Origin of the sequence: Alkalihalobacterium alkalinitrilicum, assembly GCF_002019605.1 — a bacterium.
Classification (GTDB): domain Bacteria; phylum Bacillota; class Bacilli; order Bacillales; family Bacillaceae_F; genus Alkalihalobacterium; species Alkalihalobacterium alkalinitrilicum.
In genome coordinates this window covers 4715667-4729471 of sequence record NZ_KV917368.1, presented here as the reverse complement: position 1 = coordinate 4729471, position 13805 = coordinate 4715667, and the positions used below count along the sequence as shown (strand labels likewise).

Here is a 13805-nt window from a genome sequence, read left to right as displayed (position 1 = left end):
CCGTTCAAGGTGGATTTAATACGTTTCACCTTTTCGTCGTGAGGTGTCTGGCACTAATATTATGAGTCACCCTCCTCATCAATTGTTTATATTAACGCTTTGATCCTACTGGAATATATAAGATTTGCCCTTCCTCTACTTGCTCTTCATTTAAGCGATTTACACGAACAATTTGACTAGTTGATAACTCATAGCGTTCAGCAATCGTATCTAATGATTCATTTTCTTGGATGATGCACATTTTTAATTTAGAAAATTGTTCCTCACCATCCGCGAGCATTTTTGTTAAATATAGTGCATTTTCATCTTGCCTTGATTTAGTTGCTTTTACTGCTTCATCGGCTGGCTCTTCTTGATTTTCACTGTTTTCTTCTACTTCTACCGCTGCAGGAGGACGTTCTGATAATTTTTTCAATGGAGTAAAATTAATTTTCGTCTCCTCTTCACGGCCATCTTCTTCTTGGGTAGCTTCTATTGGTTCTACTTGTTCTATCTCTTCATTTGCTTCAACTTCAATATTCGCTGATACTTGATCCGATGAACGTTGGTTGTTCGGTACAAGATTAGCGATCGGACTACTTTCTACTGGTTCACCCACTTCTGGGCGAACTTCAATGTTCGGTTCTTGTGCCTGTTTTGGTATGACTGGATCTTGGTTAGGAATTGGTTCTTCATTTTCCACTTCATACTTTGGAGCGTCAGAGCTCGATGCTAAATCACTATTATCTTCAGCTGAAACAGTTGGTAAGAGTTCTTTTGCTTCCACTTCAGGAGTTTGCGCCTCTTCCTGAGGATTTGCCATTGCCTGTTTCCTAGCTTCAAATGAAAATGACGGCAGTGGTTGCAGTGACGGTGGTTGCTCAAATTCTGGTACAGAATTAGGAATTGGTGGTCTAGCCGCTGGAATGCGTCGCTCGGGTGCTGCATAAGGCTGCTTTACTTCTTGTTGTTGCGTACTCATTCCACTGATTGCTACATCGGCTGTGAGTTGCAGACAACTTTTTTCTGGTAGATCATAATCAAAAGACTCTACTTGCACATACACATCATCAATGTTTTGAATCCGACTGAGAGGAATCGTAACATCGATTGGAAAGAAGTGTTTAATTTCACCGATGTCTTGATTATTTATCGTTACTTCTTCAAAAGATCGAAAAACAACTTCTTCCTCTCGTGCGCTTTCAGTTTCATTTTGAACAGGACGATATTCTCCATATAAACGGAGACCGCCTTTAATTACTACGTGATCATTTTTTTCTTCAATGTGGATTTCGGGATCTAATGACATCGAGAGAATCTCTGCAACTTCTTGCCCTTTATTTAACCACACCGATTCCTCAATGGAAAATGACAGTTTAGATGGATGATCTTGTGTCAATTGACGTTCCTCCTTGTTTCAAAAAGTTTACCCCCAGTTACGTTCATGCTCTGTACATTAAACTGTATGACAAGACCTTGTCGGTTATGAAAAAAATTTATAAAAAAGCGAAAAAAGAGGTTGTTTTAAAGGATATCTCCCTTTAAAACAACCTCTTCTAATTATTTTAACTTCGAAAAAGCAATGTCTGCTGCTGCAATTGTAGCATCAATGTCTTTTTCCGTATGTTTCGTTGATAAGAACATCCCTTCAAACTGAGATGGTGGCAAAGATATTCCTTGGTTAAGCATTTCTTTAAAATAAGCAGCAAAGAAGTCTAAGTTCGATGTGGATGCAGTCGCAAAGTTCTTCACAGGTTGATCTGTAAAGAAGAATCCAACCATCGAGCCTGCCTGACTCGTTGTGTGAGGAATTCCATGTTTAGTAGCTGCTGCAGAAAGTCCATCTGCTAAACGTTTTCCGAGTCGGTTAAACTCCTCATAATGCTCTGGCTTCAGTTGCGATAGTGTTTCATAACCAGCTGTCATTGCGAGGGGATTACCTGATAATGTACCTGCTTGATAGATCGGGCCTGCTGGAGCAATTTGTTCCATAATCTCGCGACGACCACCATAAGCACCAACTGGTAAGCCACCACCGATGACTTTTCCTAGACATGTTAAGTCTGGCGTAATACCAAACTCGCCTTGGGCACAGTGATATCCGACGCGGAAACCTGTCATTACTTCATCAAAAATAAGCAAGCTACCGTGAGCGTGAGTCATTTCGCGAACCGCCTCTAAAAACCCTGGTTCAGGACGTACAACGCCCATATTTCCAGCAACAGGTTCTAATATGACACCCGCGATGTCATCACCAAATTTATCAAACGCTAATTGTAAACTTTCAAGGTCATTGTAAGGAACCGTTAACGTATTTTGCGCTATTGATTCAGGAACGCCAGGGCTATCAGGTAACCCAAGTGTTGCTACACCTGAACCAGCTTTAATTAATAAAGAATCGCCATGGCCATGATAGCAGCCTTCAAACTTTACAATTTTATTTCTTCCTGTATATCCACGGGCAAGACGTAACGCACTCATCGTTGCTTCAGTTCCAGAGTTAACCATGCGAACGACTTCAATGGATGGAACGCGTTCAATAACGAGTTTGGCTAGTTGCGTTTCTAACTCACTTGGTGCCCCAAAACTTGTCCCTTTTTCAACCGACTTCTTTAGTGCTTCAACGACTTGGTCATCGGCATGTCCTAAAATAAGCGGTCCCCACGATAAAACGTAATCGATAAATTCATTGCCATCGATATCATAAATACGTGCTCCTTCGCCTCGCTCCATAAATACTGGGTCCATTTTAACCGATTTAAAAGCACGGACAGGACTATTCACTCCACCTGGCATTAATGGTTTTGCTTCTGAAAACGCCGCTTGTGACTTTTCATAGGTTTTCAACTACTTCACCTCTATCGTTTTATTTTTCGTTTAACCAACGGACAACATCTTTTGCAAAATATGTTAATATCACATCTGCTCCTGCACGTTTCATACTCGTTAACGTTTCAAGAACTACACTTTTCTCATCGATCCAACCGTTTTGAGCCGCTGCTTTAATCATTGAATATTCACCGCTCACATTGTAAGCCACGATTGGGTAACCCGAGAATTCTTTCACTTCACGAATAATATCTAAGTAAGATAATGCTGGTTTAACAATGAGGAAATCGGCTCCTTCATTCATATCGGACTCCGCTTCCCGAAGTGCTTCTAGACGATTCGCAGGATCCATTTGGTACGTTTTTCGATCACCAAATTTCGGTGATGAATGTGCTGCATCACGGAATGGTCCGTAATAGCTAGATGCATATTTTACTGCATAGGACATAATCGGCACATCGTGATATCCAGCTTCATCTAACCCGTGACGGATCGCTGCGACAAATCCGTCCATCATATTCGATGGTGCAATAATATCCGCACCTGCTTCAGCTTGAGAAATGGCCGTTTTTGCAAGTAAATCAAGCGTTGGGTCATTTAATACTTTACCATCTTCAATAACACCGCAATGACCATGATCGGTAAATTGACATAAACAAGTATCTGCTATGACTGTTAACTCTGGGTGCACTTCTTTAATTTGTCTAATTGCTTTTTGAACAATACCATGATCGTGGTAAGCAGATGAACCAACATCATCCTTATCGTTTGGTACACCGAATACAATAATCGCAGGAATACCTAAATCAACGACTTCATTAACTTCTTCATTTAAAAGGTCAAGTGAAAGTTGAAACACTCCTGGCATCGATGGAATTTCATTTTGAATATGTTCACCTTCCACTACAAAAATCGGGTAAATCAAATCTTCTTTATGTAATTGAGTTTCACGGACCATAGATCGAATTGAAGCAGATCCTCTTAATCTGCGATGACGACGAAAAAATAAATCAGACATCTTTTTGCCTCCTTATATGTTGTACTATTTCTTCGATCATTCCTTCAGTTGTATATTCCTCTGCGACAAGCAGGGGATGCAATTTGGCATGCTGTGCAGCTTGAGCTGTAATAGGACCAATACAAACAAACATGAGGTCTGAACTTATAGATAGAGCATATTTATTCATAATATTAACAAAATGGTTAACAGTAGATGGGCTTGTAAAAGTGAGATAGTCTAATGTTTGTTGAGTTAGAACTTGCATGATATCTTCATCTACACCGTCATTTTCCACCGTTTCATAGACGACAACTTCCTCAACAGCAAAACCGTCGTTCTTCAAGCCTTCATAAATAATATCTCGTGATAAATTTCCTTTAACGACAAGTACTCGGCTGTCTGTTGGTAATTTAACTCGTAACTCTTCAAGCAGGCTTTCCGCCACGAATTTTTCAGGAAGAAGTGAAGGCTGTAACCCATACGATTGTAAAACTTCTCCTGTCTTCGTTCCAACCACAGCAATATTCATTTCGTTTAATATTGAAAACTTATCCTGTTCTTGGACGTCATTCAAAAAAAAGTGTACCCCATTTGCACTTGTTAAGATAAGCCAATCATATGTATGTAGTTCAGACAAGGCCGTTATGATTTTATGCTTGTCTTTTGGTGGTTGAAACGCGAGGAGTGGGACAGGTATAGCCGTCCCTCCTAACGCCTCTATTTTTTTTATAAAAGAACGAGACTGCTCCTTAGCTCTCGTTACACCGATCGTAACACCAGAAAGAGGATCAAGCTTCATTACTGATCAAGGTCTTTCTTCACTTGAATTAAAATTTCCTTTGCTCCCTTATCGAGTAACTTTTGTGCTGCAAGTTCTCCAAGATCATGAGGGTTACTTCCTGTTAATGTTTCATGAAGAATTGTTTTTCCATCAGGTGATCCGACTAAAGCGGTAATCTTCACATCATTATTCTCTTCAAGTGTTGCATATGCCGCAATCGGAACTTGGCATCCGCCTTCAATTTTGTGGAGGAAAGCACGCTCTGCTGCTACCGTACGCGCTGTTGCGGCATCATTTAAATGTTGCAGTAAGTCGATGACTTCTTGATCATCAGAACGACATTCAATTCCAAGAGCGCCTTGACCAACAGCTGGAATACAAACTTCAGGCTCTAAATATTCGGTTACGACATCTTCGGACCAACCCATACGTTGTAATCCTGCAGCCGCTAAAATGATCGCATCAAAGTTTTCTTCTTTTAACTTACGAAGTCTCGTATCAATATTTCCACGGATCCATTGAATTTCTAAGTCAGGTCGATGCGCTAAAATTTGGGCAGAACGACGTAAGCTACTCGTTCCAACAATCGAACCAGCAGGAAGATCCGCTAATTTAACATGATCATTTGAAATAAAGGCATCACGTGGGTCTACACGCTTTGTCACAGCTGCTAACGTAAACCCTTCAGGCAACTCTGACGGAACATCCTTCATACTATGAACGGCAATATCAATTTCTTTATCGCTCATCGCTTGTTCAATCTCTTTAACAAATAAGCCTTTTCCGCCCACTTTTGAAAGAGTAACATCTAAAATTTGGTCCCCTTTTGTGACGATTTTTTTCACGTCAAATTCATAAGGAAGTCCTGCCTTCTTTAATTGCTCGATCACCCAATTTGTTTGTGTTAAAGCAAGCTGACTTTTTCTAGATCCGATCACTATTTTTCTCATTGTTTCCTCCAATTGTGCAATTGTGTTCATTTTCCTACACATATTATACTGAATTTAATACCATAGATGAAAGTTTGAAAAACTACTGGATAAAAAATAATTTATTAATACAAGCAAGAAGGTTGCGATATTCGTTAAAGCCATCAAATACCCTTTTGCATTTTTTACAGTACGTTGATATAAGTAATAGCCATACATCGCAAGAACTATAAGGGAACTAATCACTTTTGCATCTAAAAATGGTAATTCTCCTAGCTGAATAGACGCCCATATAAATCCTAGGATGATACCAAGTAATAGTAAAGGGAAGGCAAATAATGCACTCATATAAGAAAGCTTATCGAGTTTTGCTAAATTCCCAAACCGAATGAGACGTTTTCCCCATAATTTCCGCTTTAACATTTGATGTTGAATCGTATACATAAAGGCAAAAACAAATGATAAGGTAAAAGCGGCATAAGATAGCAAAATAAGTGTAACGTGAATAATGAGAAGTTCCGAGATCAGTAATTGTGAAAGTTCTTCTGGAACATCTCCAGTTGGTGTAAACACACTGACAGACATTAAAATAAAGCCAACAACATTTGTAAAAAGGACTAGGAAATCTCCGCGAAAGCGTAAGTTAATAATAAGTGAAAATGTAACAAGTAGCCATGCATAAAAAAATAGCCCTTCAAATGTTGTAAGAACTGGCAAACGATTGACTTCTAGCATCCGAGTAATAAAAAATGAGGTTTGTAAAACCCAGACAATAGAAAGCAACCAGAAGGACATTTGGTTGACCTTCCGGTTGTTTTGTATGAAATCAATAAAGTATCCTAAGACACTTAAACTATATAAAATAACCGTTAAAAGATACACCCAATTTATGATCAAACGAAGACTCCTCCTTAGGAGCGTACAGCAACACCTTTTACATTTGTATAATGAACATTTTCAGCTTTTTTCTTATCCCACTGAAGTTCAGCCATTTCAATACGTAGCTTTTCTTGCTCTTTTATTTTTTGCTCCGCTAACTCTTCTTCTAGAGCAAAAATCTTCGTAAATAATTCAAGTGAACGTGTTGCATCCTCTTCGGCTGCTAGTTCTTTTACTCTCGTAATCGGTTCTTTTAGTAACTGATTGACGATACTTTTCGTATGTTTACTTAATACTTTTTTATCGCGCTCTGTTAAATCTGGAAGTTTGCGAACGAGACTATCCATTGTATCTGCTTGGATCGCTAACGCTTTTGTACGCAAAGCAGAAATAAGTGGCACAACCCCTAATGTGTTTAACCATCTATTGAACTCTACAATTTCTTCTTCAATCATAAGTTCTATCTTTTCTGCTTCTTTCTTACGCTCGGCTAAATTAGCCTGCACAATCCCTTCGAGATCGTCGATATCATATAAATAAATATCATCAAAATCAGCAAGTGCTGGGTCTAAATCACGCGGAACCGCAATATCAACCATAAAGAGTGGACGACCTTTGCGTTTTTTCATAGCATGTTTCGCAACACTTGGTGTGATGACATAATCTCTAGCTCCTGTAGAACTAATTAAAATATCAGCATCAATAAGCGCCTCAGTCAATTGCGTCATCGGACGAGACGTTCCTAAGAAACGTTCTGCAAGTTCTGCCGCTTTTGCTTCTGTACGGTTAATAACCGTAATTTGACTCGCGCCGTTTGCATGTAAATGCTTAGCTGTAAGCTCACTCATTTTTCCTGCACCAAGAATTAACACGTGCTTGTCTTTAAAATCACCAAAGATGTTCTTTCCTAACTCAACGGCAGCATAACTAACAGACACTGCATTGTTACCAATCTCAGTCTCTGAGTGCGCACGTTTTGCAAGTGTAACAGCTTGTTTAAACAGGTGATTAAAAATTGTTCCTGTTGCTCCATTTTCTTGAGCTAGTAAGAAGCTATCTTTAATTTGCCCAAGAATTTGTGTTTCCCCTAAGACCATAGAGTCTAACCCACAGGTTACTCGTAAAAGATGTTCTATGGCATGCTCATCTTCGCGTATATCTAAATAGCTAGTGAATTCTTCACGAGCTAGATTAAACCATTCAGATAAAAAGACTTTCGTAAAGTGACGCCCTGTATGCAATTGGTCCGAGACAACATAAATTTCTGTGCGGTTACAGGTTGACACAATCGTACATTCTAAAATGCTTTTCATATTACGTAATTGATGAAGCGCCTGTGGAAGTTCTCCTTCTTGAAACGCAAAGCGTTCACGGATTTCTACAGGTGCTGATTTATAATTTAATCCGACAACTAAAATATGCATGGTAACACTTCACCCCCACTACGTCCATTCTATATATTATCGGGAATTCTCTCTCTTTTCCGACATACTCTGTCCCCATTATAACATGCTTTTTTTTGAACACAAAAAAAAATTGTGAACAGATGATGAAAGCCTATGATATTATGTTGGTACTGCCTTAATTGCTGGAAGATGTTTATGATTGTAGTAAAAACTTGTAAATATATATTTATAGCTTATCCAAACACGAGTTAATATATGAAAGGAGACTGGAATTTCATGAAAAAACAAGGAATTTTTCCTGGCATACTATTTATCGGAGTTGGGCTGTACTTCCTTCTTCAACAATTTGACCTTCCATTCGCCAACCAGCTTTTAACCTGGCCTTCCATTTTGCTAGTTATTGGAATTGCTTTCCTTTGTCAATCGTATTTAGGTCATGACTCAGGAACGATTTTCCCTGGTGTTCTTCTAGTTGGGTTAGGGATCCACTTTCATGCAATCGTAATGTTTTCATTTTGGCCGAACCATTGGGCAATGTTTACGCTAATTGTCGGCATTTCTTTTCTACTTTTATACTTCAGAACGAACCGAGACGGTCTCATTCCTGCTATTATTTTGCTTGTCATTTCAGGCTTCGGTTTCTTTTCAACCGACCTTATGCATTGGTTCGTATCCTTCTTTGATTTATTTGAAGGATTTTGGCCACTTCTATTAATTGTTCTTGGGTTGTTTCTTATTTTTCGCCGAAAGTAAGCGTGATTGATTTTGTTGGAAGCTTGCGAGACTCGCTTGACCTCTCTATAGTAAGAGCATATTTCTTAAGTTCGAATCGTATTTTCTGAGGGAGGATTACATTACTCTTGAATTCGGATCATATTTTCTAATTTAGCCCTATCAGTTAACGTTGTAAAACGAAAATGGCTCAAAATACAGAAAACACTAGGATTTTTATGAAATCCTAGTGTTTCTTTTTTTATCGTGTTATTTTTTCATATAAGCCAAAATCGTATTCCACGCTTCTTCTTTTCCTTGGGCGGTTTCTGAAGAAAAGACAATTAAAGGATCGTCTTTGTCTTTATTTAATACTTCGCGGATGATTTTACAGTGTTTATCCCACTTACCTTTAGGGATTTTATCAGCTTTTGTTGCGATCAGGATCACTGGAATTTCAAAGTGTTTCAACCAATCGTACATCGCACGGTCGTCTTTCGAAGGCTCGTGACGAATATCAACGATTTGAATTACCGCTTTTAGCTGGTCGCGACTTTGAATATACGTTTCAATCATTTTACCCCAAGTTTCACGTTCGGTTTTTGAAACTTTAGCGAAACCATACCCTGGTACATCGACAAAGTACAATAGTTCATTAATTAAGTAAAAGTTTAACGTTTGTGTTTTTCCTGGACGTTGTGACGTTCTGGCCAGCTTTTTACGGTTTAACATTTTATTAATAAACGATGACTTCCCGACATTCGATCGACCTGCGAGTCCAAACTCTGGTAAACCCGTTGTAGGATATTGCTCAGGCTTTACGGCTACCGTTCCTAATTCTGCTTTTGTTACTTTCATTATTGTTTTTTCTCTCCCAACGCAACTTTGAGGACTTCATCCAAATGTGACACCGCTATAAAAGTGAGCTCTTTCCGTACACTTTCTGGAATGTCCTCTAAATCTTTTTCATTATCTTTCGGAATGATGATTGTTTTTAACCCCGCTCGGTGTGCACTCATCGACTTTTCTTTTAATCCACCAATCGGTAGTACACGTCCACGTAAAGTTATTTCTCCTGTCATTCCGACTTCTTTCTTCACTGGTCGCCCTGTAAGTGCTGAAACGAGAGCCGTCGCCATCGTAATCCCTGCCGATGGTCCATCTTTTGGAGTCGCTCCTTCTGGTACGTGAATATGAATGTCATTTTTCTCATGAAAGCTTGGGTCTACTTCAAGTTCTTTTGAACGTGAACGAATATAGCTAAACGCCGCTTGTGCAGATTCTTTCATGACGTCACCAAGCTTACCCGTTAAAATTAACTTACCTTTCCCTTGTACAACCGAAACTTCTATTGATAACGTGTCTCCACCAACGGTTGTATAAGCAAGACCTGTAGCAGCACCAACTTGATCTTCTTCCTCTGCCATTCCATATCTAAACCTCGGTTTTCCGAGCATCTCTTCAACCGTCTTATCTGTTACAACGACTCGTTTCTTTTCTCCAGAAACTAATACTTTTGCGGCTTTCCGACATAATGTCGCCATTTGCCGTTCAAGATTACGAACACCCGCTTCTCTAGTATAGTAACGAATTACTTTTAAAATGGCTTCGTCCTTTACTTGAAGTTTTCCTTTGGTCATACCATGTTCTTTCATTTGTTTTGGTAACAAATATTCTTTTGCAATATGTTGTTTTTCTAATTCGGTATAACCAGGAATTGAAATGATCTCCATTCGATCGAGTAGTGGTCCTGGGATCGTTCCAATATTGTTTGCTGTCGTCACAAACATTACTTTCGAAAGATTATATGGTTCTTCAATAAAATGATCACTAAACGAATTGTTTTGTTCAGGATCTAATACTTCAAGTAAAGCAGCCGAAGGATCGCCACGGAAGTCTGATGCCATTTTGTCAATTTCATCTAATAGGAATACAGGGTTAATGGAACCTGCTTTTTTCATTCCTTGGATGACCCGGCCAGGCATCGCTCCGACGTACGTTCGGCGATGACCACGGATTTCGGCTTCATCACGAACGCCCCCTAAAGATATGCGAACGAATTCACGATTAAGAGAACGGGCGATCGATCTCGCTAATGACGTTTTACCGACCCCTGGGGGTCCTGCTAAACAAAGGATCGGGCCCTTTAACGTTTTTGTTAATTGTTGTACTGCTAAATACTCTAGGACACGCTCTTTTACCTTTTCAAGTCCATAATGATCTTCGTTTAATATTGCTTCTGCGTGCTTAATGTCTAATAAATCTTCTGTTTCTCTTGTCCACGGAAGGTTTAAGAGCCAATCAATATAATTGCGAATTACTGAGCTTTCAGCTGAAGAAGCTGGCATTTTTTCATAACGTTCTAATTCCTTAAGTGCTTTTGCTTCAATGTTTTCTGGCATTTCCGCTTCAAGAATTTTTTCTCGTAACGAAGACACTTCTCCTGAACGGCCTTCTTTGTCGCCTAATTCTTTTTGAATGGCTTTCATTTGTTCACGAAGATAGTATTCTTTTTGGGTTTTTTCCATTGATTTTTTTACACGTTGCCCGATCTTTTTCTCAAGACCTAATACTTCTTTTTCATTGTTTAAAATTTCAATGATTTTCGTTAGACGACCTTTAACGGAAGTCATCTCAAGCAGTTCTTGTTTTTCAGCAATTTTCAAAGGCAAATGTGAGGAAATTACATCTGCAAGTCTTTCGGCTTCGGTAATATCAGCAACTGAAGCTAAGGTTTCATTTGAAATTTTCTTTGAAAGCTTTATATATTGTTCAAATTGATCGAGTACGTTTCGCATTATTGCTTTTTCTTCGAGAGGATTTTCCATGTGTTCCTCTTCAAGAACCGTGATTTCCACTTCAAACATTTCATCGTTATCCCTGAAGTTTACAATTTTTGCACGATTGAGCCCTTCAACGAGGACACGAATTGTTCCGTTAGGCAGCTTTAACATCTGCTTTACTTTTGCTAATGTCCCAATTGGATAAATTTCATCCACACTTGGTTCATCTATAGATATTTCTTTTTGTGTTGCGAGTAATATTTCATGATCTTCTAACATTACCTTTTCTAATGCATTGACTGATTTTTCACGGCCAACGTCTAAGTGAAGGACCATCGTTGGAAATACTAGCAGTCCTCGCAAAGGTAGAAGTGGAATTACTCTTTTATTTTTATCAACCATTTTAACAGCACCTCCGACCACCATAGTTAGTCTAACCATACTATGGAGATGTTCACAATGAACGATAGGATTAGTTCTTAACTACTATGATAATATGTAGAAATGTTTACCAAGATTTCTTTATACAATTCTATCCTATTGCCCAATCTTTGTCTAATTTGAGTTCATGACTAACCTATACAAATGGAGGAGAGGCTGATGACTACTCTTGTCTGCAACCTCTCTTTATAAAATCTTTTTAAAACAAAAGGTAGGTGAAACCTTTCATGTAGTATAGGGATCAACTACCTTACTACGTTATACTGATGCAGCTGGGGAGGTGACTGCGCTATTAGCTGGAATGACTTCTTCTTCTGTTTTGTCTTGAATTAGCGCAATATCAAAGACCTCTTCAATTGAAGAAACTGGAATAATATTAACTTCTCCTAGTTCTTTTAAAATCGCTTGTTCATTTTCTTTTGGGATAATCACGGTTTCTGCACCAGCTTGGATTGCTGCTTCTACTTTTGCCACCACTCCACCAATCGGTTTTACCGTTCCATGAATGCCAAGTTCACCCGTTAAAGCAACTTTATTACTAATTTTTACATCTTTAATTGCTGAAATAATACCTGTAGCAATCGCTATCCCCGCTGAAGGTCCATCCACTGGGGTCCCTCCAGGAAAGTTGACATGAATATCATAATCATTAGTAGGTATACCCATTTTTCGTAATACAGTAACCACATTTTCAACAGAGCCTTTGGCCATACTTTTTCTACGAACCGACCTCGCTTGACTCCCTGTACTTTCTTCTTCCACAATCCCTGTAACATTAATCGTTCCTTTTCCTTTTGATACTGTAATAACATTGACCTCAATTTCCATTAGGGCTCCTAAATTCGGACCAAATACAGCTAAGCCATTAACAACACCAACTCGCGGATCTGGATAAATCTTTCGTTCTGGTCGAGGAGACAATTGACTTGATTGAATAACCCATTCAACATCTGCAAGAGTGACTTGTTTCCGATCTTCTCCTGTAGCAATTCCTGCTGCTATTTGAATAACATTGACAGCTTCACGTCCATTTGTAGCATATCCACCGATTTTTTCTAATACACCTTCCTCGACTTCAAACCCAATTTTATCAACAGCTTTTCGTGCAATCTTAACAATTTCTTCTTGAGTTAATGCCCTAAAATATACTTCTAAACAACGAGATCTTAATGCTGGTGGCAATTCTTGCGGATTTCGCGTAGTTGCACCGATTAAGCGAAAATCTGCTGGAAGTCCTTTTTGGAAAATTTCATGAATATGTCTTGGAATGTTTTGATTATCTTCATTATAATAAGCACTTTCTAAAAATACTTTTCGGTCTTCAAGTACTTTTAGTAATTTGTTTAATTGGATTGGGTGTAATTCTCCAATCTCGTCAATAAATAAAACACCACCGTGAGCTTTTGTAACTGCCCCTTGTTTCGGTTGCGGAATACCTGCTTGTCCCATAGCTCCTGCCCCTTGATATATAGGATCATGTACCGAGCCGATGAGAGGGTCAGCAATTCCACGTTCATCAAAGCGCGCAGTTGTTCCATCTAATTCTACAAACACAGCATCTTGTTTAAATGGCGTCTTCCCATTTTTCTTAGCTTCTTCTAACACAAGCCTGGCAGCAGCCGTTTTACCTACACCTGGAGGTCCATATACAATTACATGTTGTGGATTGGGACCACAAAGGGCAGCACGCAATGCCCTAATCCCTTCTTTTTGCCCTACAATTTCATCAAAGTTACCTGGACGAACACGTTCTGACAACGGTTCACTTAACGTAATCGATTTTAGTTTTCTCAAATGCTCCATTTCTTTACGTGATTCTCGATCCACTGATGACTTTTGGTTTCGCTGGCTTTTTAATAAATTCCAAAAATAAAGCCCGATAATAGTTCCGAAAACTAATTGTATAAGCAACGCAATTCCTGTCCAATTCATATAAGTACCCCCTTGTTGTATGTATGCCATTTTCTTTTAGTATGCCTGTTGAATGTACAGGTAAACACAGAAAATTTTGGGTACAAGACCTAGAATGTAGTAAAAAAACATTTCTCCAACTTAAAAAGAAGCTGA

11 protein-coding genes are annotated in these 13805 nt (G+C 38.9%); 1 reads left to right on the top strand and 10 read right to left on the bottom strand.

Annotated elements, in window-relative coordinates; translation table 11 throughout:
- Positions 1–91: 91 nt before the first annotated feature.
- From spoVID to hemA, 7 genes are all read right to left on the bottom strand, one after another.
- Positions 92–1378 carry a stage VI sporulation protein D gene (gene spoVID, locus BK574_RS22830; protein ID WP_078430200.1) on the bottom strand — a complete coding sequence of 429 codons (1287 nt, stop codon included), beginning with the start codon at positions 1376–1378 and terminating at the stop codon, positions 92–94.
- A gap of 161 nt (positions 1379–1539) precedes the next feature.
- Entirely contained in the window at positions 1540–2826 is a 1287-nt protein-coding gene (hemL, locus tag BK574_RS22825) for a glutamate-1-semialdehyde 2,1-aminomutase (RefSeq protein ID WP_075385764.1), read from the bottom strand.
- A gap of 19 nt (positions 2827–2845) precedes the next feature.
- Positions 2846–3826: a porphobilinogen synthase gene (hemB, locus tag BK574_RS22820; RefSeq protein WP_075385763.1), complete on the bottom strand. Its 981-nt coding sequence runs from the start codon at positions 3824–3826 to the stop codon at positions 2846–2848.
- Complete coding sequence (locus tag BK574_RS22815) at positions 3819–4607, bottom strand: uroporphyrinogen-III synthase (protein ID WP_078430199.1); 789 nt, start codon at positions 4605–4607, stop codon at positions 3819–3821. Before BK574_RS22815 ends, hemB begins: the two co-directional genes overlap by 8 nt.
- Positions 4607–5539, bottom strand: coding sequence for a hydroxymethylbilane synthase (gene hemC, locus BK574_RS22810; protein ID WP_075385761.1), 933 nt, complete (start codon positions 5537–5539; stop codon positions 4607–4609). The genes BK574_RS22815 and hemC overlap by 1 nt, the downstream gene beginning before the upstream one ends.
- Before the next feature lie 54 nt (positions 5540–5593).
- A complete protein-coding gene (locus BK574_RS22805) occupies positions 5594–6409 on the bottom strand; it encodes a cytochrome C assembly family protein (RefSeq protein WP_078430959.1) in 816 nt (271 codons plus the stop codon).
- Between the two features lie 20 nt (positions 6410–6429).
- Positions 6430–7821 (bottom strand): glutamyl-tRNA reductase, encoded by a 1392-nt coding sequence (gene hemA, locus BK574_RS22800; RefSeq protein WP_078430198.1) that lies wholly within the window; start codon positions 7819–7821, stop codon positions 6430–6432.
- 258 nt (positions 7822–8079) lie between these two features.
- Here hemA and BK574_RS22795 point away from each other — a divergent pair, with 258 nt between their 5' ends.
- Positions 8080–8556: a LiaI-LiaF-like domain-containing protein gene (locus tag BK574_RS22795; protein ID WP_078430197.1), complete on the top strand. Its 477-nt coding sequence runs from the start codon at positions 8080–8082 to the stop codon at positions 8554–8556.
- Positions 8557–8784: 228 nt separating this feature from the next.
- Here BK574_RS22795 and yihA read toward each other — a convergent pair whose 3' ends face one another.
- From yihA to lonB, 3 genes are all read right to left on the bottom strand, one after another.
- Positions 8785–9372 carry a ribosome biogenesis GTP-binding protein YihA/YsxC gene (yihA, locus tag BK574_RS22790; RefSeq protein ID WP_075385758.1) on the bottom strand — a complete coding sequence of 196 codons (588 nt, stop codon included), beginning with the start codon at positions 9370–9372 and terminating at the stop codon, positions 8785–8787.
- On the bottom strand, positions 9372–11699 hold the full coding sequence (lon, locus tag BK574_RS22785) for an endopeptidase La (RefSeq protein WP_078430196.1): 2328 nt from the start codon (positions 11697–11699) through the stop codon (positions 9372–9374). The genes yihA and lon overlap by 1 nt, the downstream gene beginning before the upstream one ends.
- A gap of 297 nt (positions 11700–11996) precedes the next feature.
- A complete protein-coding gene (gene lonB, locus BK574_RS22780; protein ID WP_078430195.1) occupies positions 11997–13670 on the bottom strand; it encodes an ATP-dependent protease LonB in 1674 nt (557 codons plus the stop codon).
- Between the last annotated feature and the right edge of the window lie 135 nt (positions 13671–13805).

What these genes read in the sequence shown, in the direction of transcription:
- hemB (WP_075385763.1), bottom strand. Translation starts at nt 3,826, where the DNA reads ATGTCTGATTTATTTTTTCGTCGTCATCGCAGATTAAGAGGATCTGCT.
- BK574_RS22815 (WP_078430199.1), bottom strand. Translation starts at nt 4,607, where the DNA reads ATGAAGCTTGATCCTCTTTCTGGTGTTACGATCGGTGTAACGAGAGCT.
- hemC (WP_075385761.1), bottom strand. Translation starts at nt 5,539, where the DNA reads ATGAGAAAAATAGTGATCGGATCTAGAAAAAGTCAGCTTGCTTTAACA.
- hemA (WP_078430198.1), bottom strand. Translation starts at nt 7,821, where the DNA reads ATGCATATTTTAGTTGTCGGATTAAATTATAAATCAGCACCTGTAGAA.
- BK574_RS22795 (WP_078430197.1), top strand. Translation starts at nt 8,080, where the DNA reads ATGAAAAAACAAGGAATTTTTCCTGGCATACTATTTATCGGAGTTGGG.
- yihA (WP_075385758.1), bottom strand. Translation starts at nt 9,372, where the DNA reads ATGAAAGTAACAAAAGCAGAATTAGGAACGGTAGCCGTAAAGCCTGAG.
- lon (WP_078430196.1), bottom strand. Translation starts at nt 11,699, where the DNA reads ATGGTTGATAAAAATAAAAGAGTAATTCCACTTCTACCTTTGCGAGGA.
- lonB (WP_078430195.1), bottom strand. Translation starts at nt 13,670, where the DNA reads ATGAATTGGACAGGAATTGCGTTGCTTATACAATTAGTTTTCGGAACT.